17 protein-coding genes are annotated in these 21,611 nt (G+C 69.4%); 15 read left to right on the top strand and 2 right to left on the bottom strand.

The window, feature by feature from the left end; translation table 11 throughout:
* Positions 1-14: 14 nt before the first annotated feature.
* Complete coding sequence (locus ACNI14_RS10310) at positions 15-1,040, bottom strand: glycosyltransferase family protein (RefSeq protein ID WP_420519940.1); 1,026 nt, start codon at positions 1,038-1,040, stop codon at positions 15-17.
* A 91-nt stretch (positions 1,041-1,131) separates the two neighbouring features.
* Between ACNI14_RS10310 and ACNI14_RS10315 the strand changes: the two genes are divergently transcribed.
* The 9 genes from ACNI14_RS10315 (at position 1,132) to ACNI14_RS10355 (ending at position 11,754) form a co-directional block, all read left to right on the top strand.
* Entirely contained in the window at positions 1,132-2,181 is a 1,050-nt protein-coding gene (locus ACNI14_RS10315) for a hypothetical protein (protein WP_420519941.1), read from the top strand.
* 32 nt (positions 2,182-2,213) lie between these two features.
* The gene (locus ACNI14_RS10320) at positions 2,214-4,517 is read left to right on the top strand and encodes a glycosyltransferase (RefSeq protein ID WP_420519943.1); all 2,304 of its coding nucleotides are present in this window, start codon (positions 2,214-2,216) and stop codon (positions 4,515-4,517) included.
* Between the two features lie 53 nt (positions 4,518-4,570).
* Positions 4,571-5,512, top strand: coding sequence for a hypothetical protein (locus tag ACNI14_RS10325; RefSeq protein ID WP_420519944.1), 942 nt, complete (start codon positions 4,571-4,573; stop codon positions 5,510-5,512).
* A 100-nt stretch (positions 5,513-5,612) separates the two neighbouring features.
* Entirely contained in the window at positions 5,613-6,560 is a 948-nt protein-coding gene (locus ACNI14_RS10330) for a glycosyltransferase (RefSeq protein ID WP_420519945.1), read from the top strand.
* Positions 6,553-7,392: a glycosyltransferase gene (locus ACNI14_RS10335; RefSeq protein ID WP_420519946.1), complete on the top strand. Its 840-nt coding sequence runs from the start codon at positions 6,553-6,555 to the stop codon at positions 7,390-7,392. Before ACNI14_RS10330 ends, ACNI14_RS10335 begins: the two co-directional genes overlap by 8 nt.
* Before the next feature lie 43 nt (positions 7,393-7,435).
* On the top strand, positions 7,436-8,407 hold the full coding sequence (locus ACNI14_RS10340) for a glycosyltransferase family 2 protein (RefSeq protein WP_420519947.1): 972 nt from the start codon (positions 7,436-7,438) through the stop codon (positions 8,405-8,407).
* Positions 8,404-9,492, top strand: a complete 1,089-nt coding sequence (locus ACNI14_RS10345; protein WP_420519948.1) for a nitroreductase family protein — start codon at positions 8,404-8,406, stop codon at positions 9,490-9,492. Before ACNI14_RS10340 ends, ACNI14_RS10345 begins: the two co-directional genes overlap by 4 nt.
* 73 nt (positions 9,493-9,565) lie before the next feature.
* The gene (locus tag ACNI14_RS10350) at positions 9,566-10,489 is read left to right on the top strand and encodes a lysylphosphatidylglycerol synthase domain-containing protein (protein ID WP_420519949.1); all 924 of its coding nucleotides are present in this window, start codon (positions 9,566-9,568) and stop codon (positions 10,487-10,489) included.
* Positions 10,486-11,754, top strand: coding sequence for a polysaccharide pyruvyl transferase family protein (locus ACNI14_RS10355; protein ID WP_420519950.1), 1,269 nt, complete (start codon positions 10,486-10,488; stop codon positions 11,752-11,754). The genes ACNI14_RS10350 and ACNI14_RS10355 overlap by 4 nt, the downstream gene beginning before the upstream one ends.
* Positions 11,755-11,828: 74 nt before the next feature.
* Here ACNI14_RS10355 and ACNI14_RS10360 read toward each other — a convergent pair whose 3' ends face one another.
* Entirely contained in the window at positions 11,829-13,655 is a 1,827-nt protein-coding gene (locus tag ACNI14_RS10360) for a hypothetical protein (RefSeq protein ID WP_420519951.1), read from the bottom strand.
* A gap of 176 nt (positions 13,656-13,831) precedes the next feature.
* On the opposite strand from ACNI14_RS10360, the gene ACNI14_RS10365 reads away from it, so the two are divergent.
* The 6 genes from ACNI14_RS10365 to ACNI14_RS10390 all read left to right on the top strand — a co-directional run bounded on the left by ACNI14_RS10365 (position 13,832) and on the right by ACNI14_RS10390 (position 21,611).
* Positions 13,832-15,424, top strand: coding sequence for a DUF2142 domain-containing protein (locus tag ACNI14_RS10365; RefSeq protein ID WP_420519952.1), 1,593 nt, complete (start codon positions 13,832-13,834; stop codon positions 15,422-15,424).
* 117 nt (positions 15,425-15,541) lie between these two features.
* Entirely contained in the window at positions 15,542-16,699 is a 1,158-nt protein-coding gene (glf, locus tag ACNI14_RS10370; protein WP_420519953.1) for a UDP-galactopyranose mutase, read from the top strand.
* Positions 16,696-18,699: a glycosyltransferase gene (locus tag ACNI14_RS10375; RefSeq protein WP_420519954.1), complete on the top strand. Its 2,004-nt coding sequence runs from the start codon at positions 16,696-16,698 to the stop codon at positions 18,697-18,699. The genes glf and ACNI14_RS10375 overlap by 4 nt, the downstream gene beginning before the upstream one ends.
* Positions 18,692-19,579: an ABC transporter permease gene (locus tag ACNI14_RS10380; RefSeq protein ID WP_420519955.1), complete on the top strand. Its 888-nt coding sequence runs from the start codon at positions 18,692-18,694 to the stop codon at positions 19,577-19,579. The genes ACNI14_RS10375 and ACNI14_RS10380 overlap by 8 nt, the downstream gene beginning before the upstream one ends.
* On the top strand, positions 19,579-20,310 hold the full coding sequence (locus ACNI14_RS10385) for an ABC transporter ATP-binding protein (RefSeq protein ID WP_420519957.1): 732 nt from the start codon (positions 19,579-19,581) through the stop codon (positions 20,308-20,310). The genes ACNI14_RS10380 and ACNI14_RS10385 overlap by 1 nt, the downstream gene beginning before the upstream one ends.
* A gap of 152 nt (positions 20,311-20,462) precedes the next feature.
* A complete protein-coding gene (locus ACNI14_RS10390) occupies positions 20,463-21,611 on the top strand; it encodes a thiamine pyrophosphate-dependent dehydrogenase E1 component subunit alpha (protein ID WP_420519958.1) in 1,149 nt (382 codons plus the stop codon).

The raw sequence follows: 21,611 nt of genomic DNA on the forward strand, positions 1-21,611 counted from the left end.
GCGCAGGCGCACGCTCAGCGGCGGCGAGTCTTCCCGGCCGCCGCCCTGAACATGTCGGCATACATCGCCGCCGTGGCGTCGCGGTCCCGGCCTTCGAGCCGCGGGCCTTCTGACGGCGGATGGCTCCGTGCTCGTTCACACGCGCTCGCGAGGCCGTCGGAGCCAAGGGGCGTCTCATAGCGGTGCACCCATCCCGGCCCGACGCTGTCGCCGATGCTCCGAGTCAGGGGGCTGTCGGGCACGAGGACGGGGCGATCGAGCGACAGCGCCATGAAGATGACCTGCAGGTCGTCGAGCTCGCTGGCGTTCGGCAGGACGACGAGCTCTGCTGCCGAGATCTCCATCACCATGGCACCGTCGGAGAGGCGCTCGAGGCGCGTCGACACCCCATCGGGGCTCTTCTCGGCGAGCCTTTCGACGCGACTTGCGCGCGCCTCGGTCGTGAAGCCCGCCACACGCAGCGATCCCTCTGGGGCCTTGTCGTCGACGAAGGCCTCGACGATGCGCTCGACGTGCTTGTGGAGCTGCGGCGCGATGCAGAGCATGCGCCCGGGCACCGGCTCGCTGCGTGGATAGCCCACGAACCTGTCGCGGTAGTGCCCGTATGGCACCAGGGTGGTGGATGCCCCCCTCGGCCCGGTGGTGGACGGATCCACGGTCACGAACTCGGTCGTGACCCGGTTGAGGATCCAGTTCGCGATGCGTGCCGACCGGCCGCCCGTGCCGTTCGCATCCGCGCCGTGCCACGTGCGCACCAGGGCGACCCGGTTCGACCTCACCATCGCCGCAAAGGCGAGCGAGACGGCGATGCGCTTCTTGCCGCTCTTCACCCGGTTCCCGCCTAGAGCGCTGAGGCGGTGCAGGTGGACCACGTCCGCGTCGGTGCGGCGAGGGATCCCGGCGAAGGCCTTGAATACGAGGTCGTCCTGACCCTCTCCGACGACCTGGTCCACATAGCCGACGCTCGGAGACATCAGACGTTGAGACACCGAGACTCGCAGCGGCGCATGGTCGGCGGCGAGCGGCGGGTCCTTTTGCACCACGTCACTATACCGTCGTGGCGCTTTGCGCCTCCGGCTCGAGAGGTCCTTGCCGTCGCCGCGTGCGGCAGGTCCCGTAGACTCCCGCACTATGCATTCGCACCACGCGCAGGACGTGTTCGTCAACCTGGGTGGCCAGGACGACAACCTCGGCGATTCGGTCCTGCGCGCCGCCTACTTCGAGGCTGCTCGCGGCGAGGGCCGCCGCTTTCATGTCCTGCTCGAGGGCAGGTCCAGCGACTACGTGTCCGGTCTGCCGCTGGCGCCGGACGACGTGATCTACACCAAGCGCTCCGTGTGGGTGGCGGCCAGCAACGAGGCCCCGCGCCCGGTTCAGCTGTTCGAGGCTGGAGAGATCAACCCACGCGGGCCCAGGTTCCCCGGCGAGGATCGCTCGGCGCCATTGCGCCGCGCGATCGACAGCGGTGGCGCTCTGATCGTCGCGGGGCTCGGGCTCCGGACCCCCGCCGAGTCCACTCCCTCACAGTTCGATCAGGTGCTTCGCGACGCGGCGGTGATCTCGTGGCGCGATGCCGGTTCACGGGACGCTGCGGGCTTCGGCGACGTCGCTCCGGACTGGGCGTTCGCGTACGGTCCGCACACGGCGGACTGGGCCGACTCCGGTTCGCGGCCCCTGCTCGCGGTCACTCTCCGGTTCGATAGGCCGTGGCCTGATGAGGCGTGGCTCGAGGCGGTGAGGGCGCTTGCGGAGCGGACGTCCACCCGCGTGGTCACCGTGGCGCAGGTCGCCCGCGATGCGCCTCGCGCCGTCCGCCTGGCCGAGGCCCTGGGCGGCGAATACCTCGTGGCACCCAGCACGCGCCACTCCGATCTCGACGCTCATGTCCGGGGCGTGTTCGGCAAGTCCCTCGCGATCGTCTCAGACCGCGCCCACGGCCTGATCATCGGTGCGACCGAGGGGGCGTATCCGATCGGGTCGGCGGCCGACCCGCAGAAGATCAGCCGGCTCCTCGCCTCTGCCGGGCTCAGCGACCTGGTCGGCTCGTACGACCAACTCGCCGAGTTCGGTCCTCAACTCGAGCAGAGACTCTCCGGCCTCGCGCCGGCGATGGACCACGCGCGCACCGAGGTGGCGGGGCTCGGGCTGCGCATCCAGGCCGCCATGCGTGCCGTCGCCTGACACCGCTGCACATTCGCCTCAACGGAGATCTCATGCCATCACCGACCGACGTCTCGATCGTCATTCCCGTCCACAACGACGAGGAGTGGATCGCGACCGCGCTGGAGAGCTGCCTTCAGCAGTCGCTCGAGCGCATCGAGGTGATCTGCATCGACGACGCATCGACGGACGGCACCCGCGAGGTGGTCGAACGCTTCCAGGCCCGTGACGGCCGGGTGCGGCTCATCCGCATGGACAGCAACGTCTCGGCGCTGCAGTGCCGGCGGGCGGGAGTCGAGGCGGCCCAGTCGGATTATGTTCTCTTTCTCGACGGGGACGACGTCCTCGCGCCGAGTGCGGCCGAGCGCTCCCTCGCGAAGGCCCGGTCGTCTCACGCGGATCTGGTGGGGTTCGGCATCGATGTGGTCACCCCGGACGGGCGACCGGTCGGGGGGTACCAGTCCAGACTCCAGCCCGTGCACGCCAAGCTGGCCGGAGACGAAGTTCTGCCAGGCCTGTTCCCCGCCGGCAAGCCGGCCCAGGGGCAGCTGTGGCGCTACCTGTTCAAGGCGGCGCTGCTGCGTGAGGCCTACGGCAAGATTCCCGCAGACCTCGTCCTCAGGCGGGTCAACGACCTTCCCCTGATGTTTCTGGTGGCGGCGCTTGCTGAGCGCTACGTCTCGATACCCGATCGCCTGTACCGGTACCACTTCCGTCGTGGCGGAAGCGGTCACGCGGTCGTCGAGCTGTCGCAGTTCGAGTTCTACCTCGGAGCCATCGATTCGGTCGACAGCATCGAGCCTGCAGTGCGTGCGATGGCGCGAGACAGACCGGACCCCGCCGCGCTGCTCGCCGGCTACGAGTCCGCGCGCCTGTCCCTGCTGGGAAACGTCCTGGGCTACCTCCACAAGAGCGTGAGTGGCACCCTGCGCGCGGAGTGCCTCGCGCTGCTGCACACCCGCGTCTCCGAGCGCGAGGTGGTGATGGCGGCGGCCTCGTTCTACAAGGACGGCCTCGAGGTGCTGGCCGCAGACGGCTCGCGGATCTCGACGGGCGAGCGTCCGGTCCGCAGCGTGCTGCTGGTCACGGCCACGCTGACGACGGGCGGCGTGTCGGGCGTCCTGCTGTCCCAGGCGCGGTACCTGCTCGAGGCGGGTCACCAGGTCACCATCGCCGCGCGCCGCGGGGGCAGCGATCTTGAGGGTCTGCCCGAAGGCGCGACGTTCGTCGAGGTCGACGGCGACGACGTGCCCGCCCGCCTGCAGTCGTGGGCGGCCATCTGCGAATCGGAGTCGATCGACCTCGTCATCGATCACCAGGTGCTCTACAGCAGGGACTGGCCCGCCTACGCGCTGATGGCCAGGGCCCTCGGCGTGCCCACGATCGGGTGGATTCACAACTTCGCACTGCGGCCGATCTACGACAACAGCGCGCTGTTGACGTTCCTCACCGGTCACCTCAACGCGTTGGCGACGCTCGTCACGCTGTCCCCACTCGACGTGGCCTTCTGGAAGCTGCGGGGCGTCGCGCACACCGCGTATCTGCCTAACCCCCCGTCGCCGATGCTGCTGGAGTCGTCCGGCATCGACACGCCGCGACCCGCCCCGCACGGAAAGATCGAACTGGTGTGGGTGGGCCGCCTGGACCAGCACACCAAGCAGGTGCGCCAGCTGATCGATGTCGCCGCCGAGCTTCAACGCCTATCGGCGTCCTTTCACCTGAGCATCATCGGCCCGGAGTGGGCGGGCCTCACGGTCGAAGCGCTGGCCGCCGAGGTGGACGACCGTGGACTTGCTGGCCACGTGTCGGTGGTGGGGCCGCTCCGGGGCGAGACGCTCATCCAGGCCATTGATGCGGCGGACGTGTTCGTCTCCACGAGCATCATCGAGGGCTACCAGCTGACCCTCGCAGAGGCGCAGGCCAGGGGACTGCCCGTCGCGATGTACGAGCTGCCGTGGCTCACCCTCGTGCAGGACAACCACGGCATGGTCACCGCTGCGCAGGGAGATGCCGCGTCGCTCGCCCGCGAGATCGTGGGTCTTGCCGAGGACCCCGATCGGTACGTGCGGCTGTCGGAGGCTTCGCTCTCAGCGGCCGACCGCGCGCGTGCGTACGACTTCTCGCAGCTGTACCGGCAGCTCACAGAGGGCACGCTGCCGTCGGAGTTCTCTCCTGAGCCCACGCTCGACGACGCGCGGCAGCTGCTTGACTGGACGATCTTCTTCGCCGAGCGCAGCGCCAAGCGCTCCCGCAAGCCACGGGCAAGCGGGCAGAGGTCGCTGGCGCGCAGGCTCGTGCGCGCGGTGCCCGGCCTCGAGCCGATCGCGCGACGCGTCAGGAGGTCGCTGCCGCGATAGTTCGCACGTCTCCCGCGACCTCGACTGAGAGATACTGGGGTGGGAGGGCGGACATGCTCAAGGACTTCTTCGCGCGGGCTGCGCAGTACCTGCCTGCGAGCGGGCGGCGCGTCGGCTCGATCGCGCGAAGGCAGCGGCTGTTGGCGGAGAAGCAGCACCGAGATCTCATGTCCAGCCACGAGGCGCTCCGAAGGCAGCTTGCCCGGCTGGAGGCGGAGCTGCTCCCCCACAGCGACGGGTCACGAGACGGCGCCCCCGGCGTCAGAGGCTCACTGGAAGAGCTCAACGCGTCGGTCGACGACGTGCGTCGCGGATCGGGCGCCGCGCGCCGGTCATCGCGCGAAGCGGTGTGGGGCGCGGTCTACCGCGACACGGTGGCTCAGAGCAGCTGGTTCACGGATCAAGCGGTGTCGCCGGGGCGCTGGGCGGTCGGCTACCCGTTCCTCTACGTCCTGTATCGCGTGCTCGACGAATCGCGGCCCACGTCGATCCTGGAGCTGGGCCTTGGGCAGTCGACCAAGGTGACGGCCCAGTACGCGGCGCACGGCACGGCAGTGGGGCACACTGTCGTCGAGCACGATCCGGAGTGGATCGCGGCCTTCGGCGCCAACTTCGCGCTCCCCAGCACGACCCGCATCCACACGCTCGACCTCACGACGGCGGAACTGCCCGACGGCGAGACCGCGCTGCGGTACGACGGCTTCGCTGCAGCGGTGGGCTCCGCCACGTACGACCTCATCGTGGTGGACGGCCCGTTCGGGGGCGGAGCTGAGCGCGCCCGCATCGACATTCTCGACCTCATCCCTCAGGCCCTTGAGGAGCGGTTCATCATCATGCTGGACGACTACAACCGCCCGGGAGAGCAGCGCACGGCGGCCGCGATCGCCAAGGCCCTCGACGCCGCCGGCATCGCACACGAGACGACCAGGTACTCGGGCGAGAAGGACCTGTGGGTCGCCACCTCGCCCGACCTGAGGTTCTTCACCTCGCTCTGAACCACCGGCGGGGATCACGGTAGGGGGAGCGCGCGGGCGAAGGGGGCGAGGCGCCCCCGATGATCCCCCCGAGTGCTCCGAGTGCTGGCAGACTTGGCGCATGTCCTCCCCGCCCTCGGCCCCTCCCCGCGTGGTCGCGGTCGTGGTCTCGTACAACCGTCGTGACCTGTTGCGCGAGGCGCTCGCGGCCATCGGCGACCAGACCACGAAGTGCGCGGCGCTCGTGGTCGTGGACAACGGATCCACGGACGGCTCGGTCGACGCAGCACGCGAGGTGTCCCCCGGCGCGGACGTCGTCGAACTCGCGGTCAACACGGGCGGCGCGGGTGGCTTCGCGGTGGGTCTGCGGCGCGCCATCGAGGACCACGCCGCCGACTGGGTGTGGCTGATGGACGACGACACGATCCCCGAGCCCACCGCACTCGAGGAGCTGCTGCGCGCCGCGACCACCACGGGCGCGGCGATCGCCGGTTCCCGCGTGGTGTGGTTCGACGGCTCGGAGCACCCGATGAACACCCCGCGCCCGCGCCCGCTGGACAGCCGCGCGCGCCGCGACGCGGCGGCTGCGCACGGCTGCATGAGCGTGCGATCGACCTCGTTCGTCTCAATGCTGGTGGCGGCCGATGCGGTCGCTGAGGACGGTCTTCCCGTCGCCGACTACTTCATCTGGAACGACGACTTCGAGTTCTCGACTCGCGTCCTGCGCTCGCGGCTGGGTCTCCACGTGCCCGCCAGCGTGGTGGTCCACAAGACCGTGAAGCTCGGCGCCACCGACGTGGACCCCGGTGAGCGCTTCTACTACGAGGTGCGCAACAAGGTGTGGATGCTGCGCCGCTCCCCCTCCCTGGGTGCGCTCGAGAAGGCGCTGTATGGCGCATCGTCGCTTGCGCGCTGGGGACGGACGTACGCACGGTCGGAGGGCCGGCGGGTGCTGCGATCCGCCGGCGCGCGCGGTTGGCGAGACGGCTGGCGCACGGACCCGCGACCCAACGATGAGGTTCTGGCGGCAGCAATGGACGGCTCGGCTGGCGGTGGTTCGGGTGACTGACGATCGCTTCAGCCTGCTGCTGCCGTACTACGCGGGCGACCGCGCCGAGTTCCTGCGCGACGCCTTCCGCACAAGCGTGGACGAGCAGACCCGGCCGCCCAACGAGGTGGTCATGGTGCGCGACGGGCCCGTCGGCGATGACCTGAACGACGCCGTCGCCGACCTCGCGCAGGCCTCGACCGTCCCGCTGCGTCACATCGAGCTCGACGTCAACGACGGCCTTGCCAATGCCCTGACGGTGGGGCTCGACACGTGCGCTCACGAGATCGTGGCCCGCATGGACGCGGACGACCTGTCCTTCCCGGAGCGGTTCGCCCGCCAGCTCGACCTGCTGTCGCCGGGCCTCGATCTCGTGGGCTCCGGCCTCGTCGAGTTCCATGGCGATCTGCGCCAGACGATGCGCAAGCGCGTGCCCCCGACCGGCGCCGGCATCAGGGATTACGCCCGCTTTCGCTCGCCCTTCAACCACCCCACGGTCGTGTACCGGCGGGCCGCGGTGCGTGCTGCGGGCGGCTACCTGCCGATGGGCCAGATGGAGGACTACTGGCTGTGGGTGCGCATGCTGGACGCAGGCGCTCGCACGGACAACATCGTCGAGCCGCTGCTCGGCTACCGCGTCGACTCGGGCGCATATGCGCGCCGCGGCGGCGTGCGGCAGCTCCAGGCAGAGTTCCAGTTGCAGCGCGGCATGCGCCGGATCGGCTTCACCAACCGCAGGCAGTTCGCCCGCAACCTGGCGATTCGCGGCACCTACCGCCTTGCTCCGACCGGCCTGCGACGGCGTTCCTACCGGATGCTGACGCGACGTGCAGCGCCCGCGGGGAGCGACTGACGCGCTGAGAGGCCGCTCGGGGCGCGCACGATAGAATGTGTGGGTGAAGCTCTTCGTCCAGGTCCCCTGCCTCAACGAGGAACAGACCCTCCCCACCGTGCTCCAGAGCATCCCTCGTCAGATCGACGGGATCGACGAGATCGTGCTCCTGGTGATCGACGACGGCTCGACGGACCGCACCGGTGAGATCGCGCGCGAGCATGGCGCCCACGTGCTGCGCCACGCGCGGCCGATGGGGCTGGCGACGTCGTTCCGCGACGGCCTCGACTACGCGCTCTCGCACGGCGCGGACATCGTGGTGAACACGGACGGCGACAACCAGTACCCGCAGGAGCGGATCGGCGACCTCGTGTCCCCGATCCTCGCGGGCGAGGCCGACATCGTGATCGGCGACCGGCAGACGCACACGATCGAGCACTTCTCGGCCTTCAAGAAGACCATGCAGCGATTCGGGTCCTGGGTGGTCAACCGGGCCGCGGGGACCGACCTGCCCGATGCCGCATCGGGCTTCCGCGCATATTCCAAGTTCGCGATCTACCGGCTCAACGTGGTCACGCAGTTCAGCTACTGCATGGAGACCATCATCCAGGCGGGCAACAAGCGCCTGGCCATCACCTCGGTCGAGATCGACACCAATCCCAAGACTCGCGAATCGCGGCTGTTCAGCAGCATGGGCGAGCACATGATGAAGTCCGGCCAGGCCATCCTGCGCTCGTACATCATGTACCGGCCGTGGAGCATCTTCGCGGCCCTCGCGGCCATCTTCGTCACCGTGGGCCTCATCCCGTTCGTGCGCTACGCGATCCTCCTGGCGATGGGCGACCAGGGCGATCACTTCCAGTCGCTCATCCTGGGAACCGTGCTGATCATCGGCGCGTTCTTGTCCTTGGCGCTCGGGGTGCTCTCCGACCTGCTCAAGACCAACCGAGTGCTGCATGAGCAGACGCTCGAGCGCCTCAAGGAGAGGCAGTACGGCCACGCTGCATCGGCAGCGGCGCGTAAGGAGACCACGTGATCGGCAAGCTCAAGAGGTTCGCGAAGACCGCCCTCGCGAACCCGGTGGTGCGCCGCACCTACAACGGTGCGAACAGGGCGGTCCTCGAGGTGGCGGGGTCGACCCGGTTGGGCGCGACGCTGTACTCGCTCCCCGGGTTCTTCACGCACAACCGCGAGCAGTTCGCGGTGCTGTCCGGCCGCCGTGCGTACTACCGGAACCTCGGCCGTCACCGCTCGAACCACGTCGAGCTGCGCCGCAACGTCCACCGCCTCGAGAAGGGCATTCTCATGCAGCCCCGTCGCGCGGTGTTCGCGCGCGACTACATCGAGGAGACCGTCGAGTTCTACGCGCTCGCCATGGAGCGGCCCACCTCGATCAGCAACATCGACGCGGGAGAGATGCAGTGGGCGCACGACGTCCTCGCCGAGTACTTCTCCCTCGTGACGGACGACGACCCCGGCGTCGCGCGCTCGCGTCAGCGCTTCGAGTCGCTGCCCCGCTTCGGCACCCCGTCGAACATCCACCCGTATCCGCAGAAGAACCTCAAGCGCACGGACATCAGCTACGAGCAGATGCTCGACCTCGCGGTCAGCCGCCGCTCGATCCGGTGGTTCGAGGACCGGCCGGTGCCTCGCAAGCTCATCGATGAGGCGCTGATGGTGGCGCGGCAGTCGCCCTCGGCCTGCAACCGCCTGCCCTACGAGTTCCTGGTGTTCGACGACCCGGCGCAGGTCAAGACCATCGCGGGGATCCCCTTCGGAGCAGCGGGCTACTCGCACCAGATCCCGACGGTCATCGTCGTCAAGGGCGACCTGTCGAACTACTTCTCGCCCCGTGACCGCCACGTGCCCTACATCGACGCCTCGCTCGCGACCATGGGGTTCATCTACGCGCTCGAGACCCTCGGGCTCAGCTCTTCGGTGATCAACTGGCCGGACTTCGAGCCGCTCGAGGCGAAGATGGCCAAGACGCTTGGGCTCAAGCCGCACGAGCGCGTCATCATGCTGCTCGCGGTGGGATTCCCGGACCCCGATGCCCTCGTCGCGTACTCGCAGAAGAAGGACATCGAGAGTCTGCGCAGCTTCAACCGTCTTGGAGACTGACGCTCACGGCTCCGAGCCGGATCCCGACGGCGCACCGGCCGCGCGCCGGACTCCGTGGTGGCGGGGGCGCGCCATGCGCGCGACCATCGCGACCGTCATCATCGGCGTGGTCGCGTACTTCTTCGCACGGTCGCTGTCCGCGAACTGGGACTCCCTGCGCGAGGAGGACCTGTCACTGGGGTGGTGGGCACTCGCCGCGACGGTGCTGTTCGTCCTCGCCGTCGCGATCTCGGGACTGCTGTGGGGCCGCATCATTCGCCGCCTCGACGATCAGCCCATCACCGGGACCGAGTCGATTCGCGTCCACTTCTCCTCGTGGCTGCTGAAGTATGTGCCGGGCCAGGTCGGGTTCGTGCTCAACAAGGTGGTGTGGGGCCAGCGGCGCGGCACCTCCCGGCTGCTCGTGCTGATCTCGGTGGTCTACGAGAACGCTTTCCTGCTGCTCGGGTCCACCGTCCCGATGCTCGCGATCCTGGTCGTCGCCCGGGGCGAAGCCGTGGAGATCACCGGCACCGTCTGGGTCGCTCTCGCGGCGATGGTGCCCCTCGCACTGATGACGCACCCCGCCGTGTTCCACCGTGTGGTGGCGCTGCTCGGCAGGCGCACGCTCAAGCGCGACGTCCCGCGCGAGTACTTTCTGCCGTTCGGCGCCACGCTCGGCTTCCAGACCGCGTTCCTGATCCCGCGCATCGTCAACGGGGTCGGCGTCGCGCTCATCGCCGGGGCCCTGGCCGGAGCGGGCCCCGACTCGTGGGTCCCGCTGGGGGCGGCCTATGCTATTGCGGGAGCCGTCGGCATCATGGCCGTGTTCGTGCCGAGCGGGCTGGGAGTCCGCGAGGCGGTGTTCGTGCTCTTCGCGGCCCCGTATGTGGGGACCGGGAAGGCGATCATCATCGCCCTGGTGGCGCGCGTGCTGGCGACGATCGCCGATGCTGTGATCGCCGGCGTGTACGGAATCTTGACCCTGTCGAGCAAGAAGAGGAAGTCACTGACATGAAGGTCGCCATCATCGGATCAGCGTTCTCGGGCAACCGGGGTGCGGCGGCGATGCTCGAGAGCTCGATCGCTCACCTCACCGAGCAGGAGCCGGACGTCGACATCGTCCACCTCAGCATGTACCCCCGCTCCGACGCGGACCTCAACACGCACGCCAACGTGCGGGTCATGGACGCGTCCCCGCTGCGTCTGGGCGTGGCGATCAACGGCGGTGCGCTGCTGTGGCGGCTGGCGTCGCCCGCACGCGGTGCGATCCGCAAGTACGTGCCGGAGGTCGGAGAGATCGCCGATTCCGACGTGCTGCTCGACCAGGGCGGCATCACCTTCGTGGACGGCCGCGAGAAGTACCTGGTCTACAACGTGGCGTCGATCCTGCCCGCGCTGAACCTCAAGACGCCCGTGGTCAAGTGCGCCCAGGCGCTCGGACCCTTCGAGGGCACCCTCAACCGCACTCTCGCCAAGGTCTACCTGCCCAAGGTGGCGGCGATCGTCTCCCGCGGAGCGATCACGCACTCGCACCTCGAGGGTCTGGGGCTGACGAACGTCACCGCGGGCGCCGACATGGCCTTCACCCTCGACGTCACCCTGCGCGACGAGGCCTTGGCGAACGAGGCGATCCCGTCCGAGTTCTTCGACGGCGGCGACGTCGTGGGCTACTCGCCCTCGCAGGTGCTGCGGGAGTCCGCCGCGAAGCGCGGCGACGACTACGTCGCCGAGGTGGTCCGCCACATCGACCACCTCACGGAGGTCATGGGCCGCAAGGTGTTCCTGGTGGCGCACTCGACCCGGCCCAACCCGGACAAGCTGCACAACAACGACCTCCCCGTGTGCCGCGAGATCCTCGCGCACGTCGCGTCGCCGGACAAGGTCGCCTTCACGGACCGCGAGCTGACCCCTGGGGCGCTCCGCTCGCTGATCGGCCGCTGCGATCTGTTCGTCGCGTCCCGCTTCCACGCGATGGTGTCATCGCTCGCGATGAGCGTCCCGACCCTGGTGCTCGGGTGGTCGCACAAGTACCGCGAGGTGCTCGACCAGGTGGGTCAGGCCGAATGGGCCATGTCGGCCTCCGACGTGACCATCGAGTCGTTCGCCGAGCGCATGGCCGCCCTCGACGCCGCGAAGTCCGAGATCCGTGAGGCCCTGAACGCCAAGGTGCCCGAGGTCCGCGCGACCGCGATGGAGCAGTTCGGCATCATCGGCCGCGTGGCACGTGCCGGAGTGTCCGTGCTGCGGACCGCCGCGAAGGGTGCGGCCGGCAGGGCGTAGCCCGTCCGGCGGCGGCGCCTCGTCACGCTAGCCGGAGACGCGCCCGTCGATGACGGACGCGACCGCCCGGAGGGTCACGACGTGCGGAGCAGTCCCTCGCCCCGCAGTTCGTCCTGGAGGTCTCCAGGCCCGATGAAGACGGTGTACCCGTACGAAGGTGCGCTGTCGAGCGGAACTGCGCCGAACGCATCGGCGCCCTCCCACCATTCGCACGCGAAGATCACCGGGGACTCGGGCTGCTCGCCGTCCGCGGCGTAGAACAGGTCCACGTCGGTGGGTGCGAACCAGTAGCCGGTCCAGTTCAGAGCGGTGTCGCGGCTGCGGCCCACATCGCATGTCATCTCGAAGGAGATGACGTCCACGTCGTCGCCGGACGCGCTCTCGATGTCGTCCAGCGCGCGCTCGAGGTTCAGCGGCGCCTCCCGCGCGAGGTCCTCGTCGGCCTCGATCGCGTAGAAGGCGGTCCCCGCGATCAGCGCCACGGCGAGGATCCGGGGAAAGCGCGAGAGCAGCACCATGGACAGCTGGATGAGCACCATCGCGACCGAGGCGATGAGCCAGAACCGGTTGTCATTGGTCAGCGTGGGGGACAGCGGGGTCGCGAATGGCTCCGTGGGCCACATCTCCTCCCACGCGCGTATCGCGGCAATGTTGCCCGGCCCGTAAGACGAGCCCCACAGCGGGATGGTGTCCGCGATGAAGAGCACCACGACGGCGCTCACGGCCACGGTCGCGCCGATGGCCGCAGCGACGAGAGGCCAGGACATGCGCCGCAGCAGGGCGGCCATGGCGATGACCACCGCAATGATGACGAAGGGCGCGATGTACCGCGTGTAGACCCACGAGTCGAATCGGGGCTGACCACTGGTGAAGTGGCTCTCCTCCGCGGCCCAGTTGACCCATGACAGCGCGGACCCGCCGAGTGTGAGGCCGAACAGGAAGACTCCCGGGCCGAACCGCCGCTCGCGGGCGATCTCGTTCCAGCCCCACACCACCAGCACGACCGCGCCGAAGGCGAGCAGCCCCAGGGTTCCCAGTGTCTGCGCCCAGGACTGCAGGAACGTGGTCTTGAGGATCAGCAGCAGGTTCGGGTCCGCCAGAGCGTTGAAGAGGGAGTTGCCTTGGGCGAATGCATCGACGAGGACGAGCGAGGCCAGGTGGTCGGCCAGAAGCTTGGTGACGTACGCAAGCGGGAGCAGCGCCACGAGCGTGAGCGCCGCGGCCCGCCGGCGCGACCGGTCGAGCACCAGGCCGCCCAGCCAGATCGCCGCGACGCCCACGAGGACGATCGCCCGGGGGTGGGTGAACAGCGCGGCGAGCGTCGCGCCGATCAGCAGCGCCCCCGATCCGACGGAGGGCGCCGCCCAGAAGCGGAAGGCCCCGTAGGCGGCGAGCACGATGAAGTACGTCAGCACCTGCTCCGAGAGCACGTAGTCGGCCAGGCCCGCGTACGCCGGCAGGCACAGCGCGATGGCGCTCACCGCGATGGCCTGCGGCGTCGCCAGGCCCACACGACGCGCGATGCCCGCGAGGGGCGCGATGGTGGACAGGGCGAGGATGTTGGTGAGCAGGTTCGCCCATCCGTATGCCGTCTGCGCGTCGCTCGTGAACCAGTAGACCGGGGCGACGAGCACCGAGGTGCCCGGGTAGTAGCCGCGGGTGGCCATGAGCGGCACGTCGTCCTCGCCGGAGATCACGCGCGCCAGCTGGAAGACCCCGTTCTCATCCCACGGGGTGCGCGGCGCCCACGCGGTCTGGGCCACCATCACCATCACGGTGATGAGAGTGGCGACCGCCAGCCCCGCGATGACCCACCACCAACCGCTTGCGCGCTCGTGGCGCCGCTCGCCGTCCTCGGCTCTGGACAGGGAGCTCGGCATCGGGGAGGGGGCGTCGATCATGGAGCGGGGCCTTCCTTGCTGGTGCGCGCCGAGCCGGCGCGATCCGTGCGCCCGGGCACTCGCGGGGGTGTCGCGCGCGCATCAGGTGGGCTTGCGAAGAATACCTGACGGGGCCGGAACGCGTGGGGTCATCGCCGCCCGCGGGCGCCGCCGGACCCTGTGCGAGAATACGGCCTGTGCAACGGTCGGGGGCAGGGCTCACCAGTACGCCACAAGCCTGGCGCATCGGCCTCGCGCTGCTGGTGGCGTCGATGTTCGTGCTGGGCGCCGCGTGGTCGCTGATGACCGCGCCGTTCACGACCGTCGACGAATCGCGCCATTTCAACTCGATCGTGCGCCTGTGGGAGGGCGGCGGCTGGCCCGCACCCCGCGAAGCGCCGATGCTGGACGCCGTTCGCCTGGCGGCGGTCGAGGCCGGTCACCCCCTCGATGGAGACGCCGCACTGCCGGCGCCCGTTCCCGCTGGTGAGCGCTCCGCACTGAACTCGGTGTCCGGCGCCGAACGGGGAGTCGCCGGGGACCCCGACTGGATGACGCAGCACCCGCCGGGGTACTACGGCCTGACGGCCACCATCCTGGGGGGACTCGGGGCGCACGGATGGAGCTGGGATCACGCGCTCCTCGGGGCGCGGCTGCTCGGTGACCTGTGGGTGGCCCTCGCTGCGGTGCCCATCGCCGTCGCTGCCCGTCGCATGACTGGCAGGCCACGGAGCGCGCTCATCGCGACCGCCGCGCTGCTCGCCGTGCCGCAGTACTTCCACATCGGCGGGCTCGTCTCGAACGACTCGCTGTCGGTGCTGATCGCCGCGACGGTCCTGTGCCTGTGCGTGGTGTCGATGGACTCGCCGCGTCCAGGATGGCGCCTGCCGCTCGCGACCGGCGTGGCGCTCGGCGCCGGGCTGGCCACCAAGGGGCTGTTCCTCGCGCTGATCCCGGTGGTGCTGATCGCCGTCGTGATCCCCGCCTGGCGCGCCTTCGGTGCGCGCTGGCGAGTGATCGTCGCGCCCGCCATCGCCATGCTCACGGCGTTCGTCATCGGCGGCTGGTGGTACGTGCGCAACCTGCTTGTCTTCGGTGCGCTCCAACCGAGCAACTTCGGCTCGGGACGCAACGAGGTGGCCGTCGAGGGATACGACCTCGGGCACTTCATCGTGCGCTGGGCGGTCACCATGAATCACACGTTCTGGGGATCGTTGCGAGGCAGTCTCGACCTGCCCGCCTGGTTCGATCTCATCGCCGTCACGGCGGCGGCCGTGACGCTCGTCGTGGGACTCGTGGCGGCCTCGCACCGGGTGCGGATCCTCATCCTCGGCATCTACCCGGCGGCGCTGACCGCCATCACGCTGCACCACGCGTGGGAGATCTACTGGAACACGGGGGCGTTCCGTGGGATCCAAGGCCGCTACCTGTACCCAGCGTGCGCCGTCTTCATCATCATCGCGGCGTTCGCCTGGGTGGCCGTCACACGCCGGCTGTCGTGGGGCGTGACGCGACTCCTCACCGGCCTCGGGGTGATCGCGTTCGCGGTGGTCGGCGCTGCCGGCTGGGTCTTCGCGATGCGTCGGCTCTGGGCCGAGTCCGAGGGCCTGACGGGCTCCCTCGCGGACATGGGAGACGCGCTCGGCGTGGCCGGACCGGTCGCGCTGGCGACCCCGTTCGCCTACGTGGCAGCGGTGGCCGCTCTCGCCGCCTGGGTGACACACCCCCGCCTCGAGGGCCACGATCCTGCGGGCGCAGGCGAGCCCCGCACCGTTCCCGTGCGTGAGTGAACCGCCCCGCGGGCGCATCGGCCGCCCGTTTTGCACCCCTGTCGCGGGCGCAGGTACTCTGAGCCGCGACTGTGTGCACGGCCGTGCGCGCCAGCGGACGACCTTGGGAGATCTCAGATGACGGACGTCGTGGTGGTGGGCTCGGGCTTCTTCGGGCTGACCGTTGCCGAGCGACTGGCCGAGGAGCACGGCGCGAACGTGCTTGTGCTCGACCGGCGGTCGCACGTGGGCGGCAACGCCTACAGCGCCAACGAGCCCGAGACGGGGATCGAGGTGCACCAGTACGGCGCACACCTGTTCCACACCTCGAACGAGCGCGTGTGGGACTACGTCAACCGCTTCACCGCGTTCACCAACTACGTGCACCGGGTCTACACGACCCACCAGGGCGAGGTCTTCCCGATGCCCATCAACCTGGGCACCATCAACCAGTTCTTCCGCAGCGCCCTCGGCCCCGAGTCGGCCCGTGCGCTCATCCAGGAGCAGGCGGGCGAACTGGCGGGCAAGGACCCGGAGAACCTCGACGAGCAGGGCGTGTCCCTCATCGGCCGCCCGCTGTACGAGGCGTTCATCCGCGACTACACCGCCAAGCAGTGGCAGACGGACCCGCGCGACCTGCCGGCGTCGATCATCAAGCGGCTGCCCGTGCGCTACACCTACGACAACCGCTACTTCAACGACACGTACGAGGGACTGCCCGTCGACGGGTACACCGCGTGGCTCGAGCGCATGGCGGACCACCCGCGCATCGAGGTGCGGCTCGACACCGACTTCTTCGACCCGGCCCAGCCCGTCACCAAGGACTCCGTCGTGGGCCAGGTGCCGGTCATCTACACCGGCCCGGTCGACCGCTACTTCGACTTCGCGGAGGGCGAGCTGTCGTGGCGCACGCTCGACTTCGAGCAGGAGGTGCTGCCCATCGGCGACTTCCAGGGCACCCCGGTCATGAACTACGCCGATGCGCAGACGCCCTACACGCGCATCCTCGAGTTCCGGCACTTCCACCCCGAGCGCGACTACCAGCGCGAGAAGACGGTCATCGTGCGCGAGTTCTCGCGCTTCGCCGAGCGCGGCGACGAGCCGTACTACCCGATCAACACGACGGCCGACCGCGACCGCCTGAGCGTGTACCGGGACCTCATCAAGGGCGAGAAGGACGTGTTCTTCGGCGGGCGCCTGGGCACCTATCAGTACCTGGACATGCACATGGCGATCGGCTCGGCGCTGACCATGGTGGACAACCAGCTCGCGGGGATCTTCGGAGGCCGCTCATGACCGCGACCGCTGCGGCAACGACCGCTGACGAGACCGAGGTGGAGCGCAGGGTCGTCCACCGGGTGGTGCTGCCGCCGGACGCGGATCCCGACACGCTCCCGCTGTACGTCGACTTCACGATGGCGCGCGCCTCGACGCCGGTCGAGAAGAGGGACGACAAGCAGCTGGTGATCCCTCCGGCTCTGCACCCGGCGATGTCGCCGGCGGAGGCCGGTGCCAACGTCCTGGGCCGGCGCTCGCTGGCGCTGAACGACGGGTCCGAGGCCTCGTTCGCCGCGTACTTCAGCGCCTTCCCGGCCGCGTACTGGCGACGCTGGACCGACGTCGCCTCGGTGCGCCTCAGCGTCCGCCTGTCCGGGCCGGCGACCGTGGCGGTGCACAAGTCGAACGCCCGAGGATTCACGCAGCGCGTGGACTTGGTGCAGGCCACCGATGGCAGCGTGGACGTGGACCTCCCGCTCGCGCCGTTCGGCGACGGCGGCTGGTACTGGTTCGACCTGTACGCGAGCGACGGCGCGGTCACCATGGAGTCCGCCGAGTGGAGCGTGGAGGCCTCGGCGGCACGCCAGCGCTCGTCGGCGTCGATCGGCATCACCACGTTCAACCGGCCGGACTATTGCGTGGCGCAGCTGCACACGCTGGGCTCCGACGACTCGCTGGCGGACGTCATCGACCGGATCTACGTGGTCGACCAGGGCAACGACCTGGTGCAGGACCAGCCCGACTTCCCCGAGGCCGCCGAGCGGCTCGGGGACCGCCTGAGCGTGATCCGCCAGGGCAACCTCGGCGGCTCCGGAGGGTTCTCCCGAAGCATGTCGGAGACCCTCGACGCCGGCCAGTCCGGATACGTGCTGCTGCTCGACGACGACATCGTCGCGGAGCCCGAGGGCATCGCCCGCGCCGTGGCCTTCGGCGACTACGCGCGCACCCCCTCCATCGTCGGCGGTCACATGTTCTCGATGTTCGAGAAGTCGACGCTGCACGCGTTCGGCGAGCGCGTCAATCGCTACTCGTTCTGGTGGGGCGGCCTCGAGGGCACCGAGGAGCGCCACGACTTCAGCCTCGAGCCGTTGCGGACCACCCGGTGGCTCCACAAGCGCGTGGACGTCGACTACAACGGCTGGTGGATGTGCCTGATCCCCGTCGAGGCGCTGCGCGAGGTGGGCCTGTCGCTGCCGGTGTTCATCAAGTGGGATGACGCGGAGTACTGCCTGCGCGCGGGCGCCGCCGGCATCCCCACGGTGTCGCTGCCCGGTGCGGCGGTGTGGCACGTCCCGTGGCAGGACAAGGACGATGCGATCGACTGGCAGGCCTACTACCACCAGCGCAATCGGTGGGTGGCGGCCATGCTCCACTCTCCCTACAGCCGGGGCGGCGGGCTCCCCCGGATCAGCTTCGCGTCCGACGTCAAGCACCTGCTGCAGCTGCAGTACTCGGCGGTGGAGCTGCGGCTCGACGCGCTCGAGGACCTGCTCGAGGGTCCCGAGCACCTGCACGCGACCATCGGCACCACGCTGGGCGAGGTGCGCGCCAAGCGCGCGACGTTCACCGACTCGATCATCGAGAAGAACCCGGGCGCCTTCCCCATGACCAAGCGGCACCGTCCGCCGCCGCGCGGCAAGGTCCCGACCCAGCCGAAGGGCGTGCCGGCCGCGCTGGCGTCCGCCCTCACCGGTGTCGCCAAGCAGTTCCGGAGCGTGCGACCCGAGGCCACGCACGTGCCCGAGGAGCGCGTGGCGACCATGGCCGCGAAGTGGTGGCGGCTGTCGCACCTGGACTCCGCAGTGGTGACGTCCGCGGACGGCACCGGCGCTTCGATGTACATCCGCGACCCCAAGAAGTTCCGCGCATACCTGCGACGCAGCGCGCGCCTGCACCAGCGCCTGATCCGCGACTGGTCGCGGCTGAGCGCGCAGTACCGCAGGTCGATGCCCGAGTTCACCTCGCCCGAAGCGTGGAAGGAGACGTTCGCGCACAACGGCTCCGGCGACGATGACTGAGGCCGCGCTGCGCCCGCTGCCAGAGGGGATGCGGCGGCCCGGAATCGCGAGGGGACTCACGAGCGTCTTCGCGCACCGCTACCTGCTGACCCTGCTGGTGCGCAAGGAGCTGCGCGTGCGCTACCAGGCATCGGTCCTGGGGCTGGCATGGAGTTACGTCAAGCCCGGCGCGCAGTTCGCCGTCTTCTACTTCGTGATGGGGGAGTTCCTCAACCTGTCGAGGGCGCTGCCACCGTTCGCGATCTTCCTCTTCAGCGGCATCATCGTGATCAACCTGTTCACGGAGATCCTGGGCAACACCACCCGGTCGATCGTCCAGAACGCACCGTTGGTGAAGAAGATCTTCCTGCCTCGACAGCTGTTCCCCATGGCGTCCGTGCTCGTGGCGCTCGTGCACTTCCTTCCGCAGGTCGTGATCCTCGTCGTCGGGGCGCTGGTGTCGGGGTGGCGCCCGGACCTGATGGCGGTGCTGGCGGCGCTGCTCGGCCTCGCGCTCGTCATCGCGCTCGCTCTCGGACTGGGTCTGATCTTCGCTGCGGTGAACGTCGCGTTCCGCGACATCGAGAACACCGTCGACCTGATCACCATGGTCGCGGTGTGGTTCTCACCGGTGCTGTATCCCGTCCTCCTGGTGCAGGAGCACTTCGGCCCCGACTCGTGGCTGACCAGGCTCTACGAGGCCAACCCGCTCACCGTGGCGGTCGAGCTCTTCCACCGAGCCTTCTGGTGGCCGGCGGCGGACCCGGCCATCCGCGACGGCGCGATCATCGACGACGTGATGCTGCGCGGCGGGATTGCGCTGCTGGCGTGCACCGTCCTGCTGGTCATCGGCGACCGGGTGTTCACCCGCGTCTCCCGCAAGTTCGCCCAGGAGCTGTGATGGCGCACGAGAGCATCGTGGTCGACGGCATCTCCAAGCGCTTTCGGATCCGCCACGTCCACTCGCTCAAGGAGCTCGCGGCGCGTGCCGTGCGGCGGCGAATGGTCGACGTTAACGAGTTCGATGCGCTCAAGGACGTGTCTCTCACCATCACCCAAGGCGAGACCGTCGCGCTGCTGGGCTTCAACGGCTCGGGCAAGTCGACCCTCCTCAAGTGCATCTCGGGGGTGCTGACGCCCGACACGGGACAGATCGGGATCCGCGGCCGCATCGCGGGGCTCATCGAGGTCGGAGCCGGCTTCCACCCCGACCTCACCGGCCGCGAGAACGTGTACCTGAACGGCGCGATCCTCGGCATGAGCGAGGCGGAGATCGACGAGCGGTTCGACGACATCGTCGGCTTCTCGGAGATCGAGGACTTCATCGATTCCGAGGTGAAGTTCTACTCCTCGGGCATGTTCCTGCGCCTGGCCTTCGCGGTGGCGGTGCACACCGATCCGGACATCTTCCTCGTGGACGAGATCCTCGCGGTGGGCGACGAGCCGTTCCAGCGCAAGTGCCTGGACCGCATCCGGCTCCTGCGCGATCAGGGCAAGACCCTCGTGATCGTGAGCCACGACCTCAACATGGTGGCCGACCTGTGCGGGCGCGGGATCCTGCTCGAGCACGGCCGCGTGATCAAGGACGGCGAGCCGCACGAGGTGGTGCGTCACATGCGCGGCGAGGACTGACCCCACCCCCGGAGAGGGAACGGGCCAAGACGTCCCAGCCCGCGCATCGGCCGCGTCCCGGTTGAAACCTACGCAACCGTAGCCTACGCTTGCGTAAGTTAGCCAGGCGGGGTGCGCACGCGCCCCGCGACGCACGAGCACCGGGAGCATCAGTGGACGAAGTCGGACCGCTGTCCTCTGATGGTCTCGTCCAGCTGCTCGACGCTGCTGGCGAGGCCGTCGAGAACGAGACCTTCTCTCCATATGCCGCGCACCTCACCGCCGATGATCTTCGGGCCTTCTGGCGCGACATGACGGTGCTGCGCGCGTTCGACCTCGAGGCCACGAGCCTGCAGCGTCAGGGCGAGCTGGGGCTGTGGGTCCAGTCGCTCGGCCAGGAGGCCGCGCAGATCGGGTCCGGCCACGCGCTGCGCGAGCCCGACTTCGTGTTCCCCAGCTACCGCGAGCACGGCGTCGCGCTCACCCGCGACGTCGACCTCGTGGACCTGCTCAAGATCTTCCGCGGCCTGCAGCACGGCGCCTGGACCCCCGCCGACCACGGCTTCCACCTCTACACGCTGGTGATCGGCTCGCACGCACTGCACGCCACGGGCTACGCCATGGCCCTGGACCGCGACGGGCTGGTGGCGAGCGGCAACCCGGAACGCGACGGAGCGGCGGTCTGCTACTTCGGCGACGGCGCCACCTCGCAGGGCGACGTGAGCGAGGCGCTCACCTTCGCCTCGGTCTACAACGCGCCCGTGGTGTTCTTCGTGCAGAACAACCAGTTCGCGATCTCCGAGCCGGCCACCCGGCAGACGCGCGTGCCGATCGCAGACCGCGGCAAGGGGTTCGGCATCCCCACCGTGCGGGTCGACGGCAACGACGTCATCGCCTGCCACGCCGTCACGCAGTGGGCCGTGCGTCACGCCCGCTCCGGCGGCGGCCCGGTGTTCATCGAGGCCTTCACGTACCGGATGGGCGCGCACACCACGTCCGACGACCCGTCGCGCTACCGCTCGAAGGCGCAGGAGACGTATTGGGCCGAGCGCGACCCGATCGCTCGCCTCGAGACGTATCTGACGCACCGCGGCGAACTGTCCGACGAGTTCAGGGCCGAGGTCTCCGCGGAGGCCAAGGCGCTGTGCGAGCGCGCCCGCACCGCGGTGCGGTCCTGGGAGCGCGAGCCGCTGCTCACCATGTTCGACGACGTCTACGCCCTCCCGCACGCGACGGTCGAGGCCGAGCGCGAGTGGTTCGAGCGCTACGAGGCGTCGTTCGCCGACGGGGCCGTGACGCCCGGCGGGGAGGAGGGCAAGTGA

The organism is Demequina pilifera (genome assembly GCF_048814985.1).
Classification (GTDB): domain Bacteria; phylum Actinomycetota; class Actinomycetes; order Actinomycetales; family Demequinaceae; genus Demequina.

Bases quoted from the DNA above. Each gene is read 5' to 3' on its own strand.
- ACNI14_RS10385 (WP_420519957.1), top strand. From the start codon at position 19,579: ATGGCGCACGAGAGCATCGTGGTCGACGGCATCTCCAAGCGCTTTCGG.
- ACNI14_RS10360 (WP_420519951.1), bottom strand. From the start codon at position 13,655: ATGATCGACGCCCCCTCCCCGATGCCGAGCTCCCTGTCCAGAGCCGAG.
- ACNI14_RS10330 (WP_420519945.1), top strand. From the start codon at position 5,613: ATGTCCTCCCCGCCCTCGGCCCCTCCCCGCGTGGTCGCGGTCGTGGTC.
- ACNI14_RS10320 (WP_420519943.1), top strand. From the start codon at position 2,214: ATGCCATCACCGACCGACGTCTCGATCGTCATTCCCGTCCACAACGAC.
- glf (WP_420519953.1), top strand. From the start codon at position 15,542: ATGACGGACGTCGTGGTGGTGGGCTCGGGCTTCTTCGGGCTGACCGTT.
- ACNI14_RS10380 (WP_420519955.1), top strand. From the start codon at position 18,692: ATGACTGAGGCCGCGCTGCGCCCGCTGCCAGAGGGGATGCGGCGGCCC.
- ACNI14_RS10350 (WP_420519949.1), top strand. From the start codon at position 9,566: ATGCGCGCGACCATCGCGACCGTCATCATCGGCGTGGTCGCGTACTTC.
- ACNI14_RS10325 (WP_420519944.1), top strand. From the start codon at position 4,571: ATGCTCAAGGACTTCTTCGCGCGGGCTGCGCAGTACCTGCCTGCGAGC.
- ACNI14_RS10315 (WP_420519941.1), top strand. From the start codon at position 1,132: ATGCATTCGCACCACGCGCAGGACGTGTTCGTCAACCTGGGTGGCCAG.
- ACNI14_RS10355 (WP_420519950.1), top strand. From the start codon at position 10,486: ATGAAGGTCGCCATCATCGGATCAGCGTTCTCGGGCAACCGGGGTGCG.
- ACNI14_RS10375 (WP_420519954.1), top strand. From the start codon at position 16,696: ATGACCGCGACCGCTGCGGCAACGACCGCTGACGAGACCGAGGTGGAG.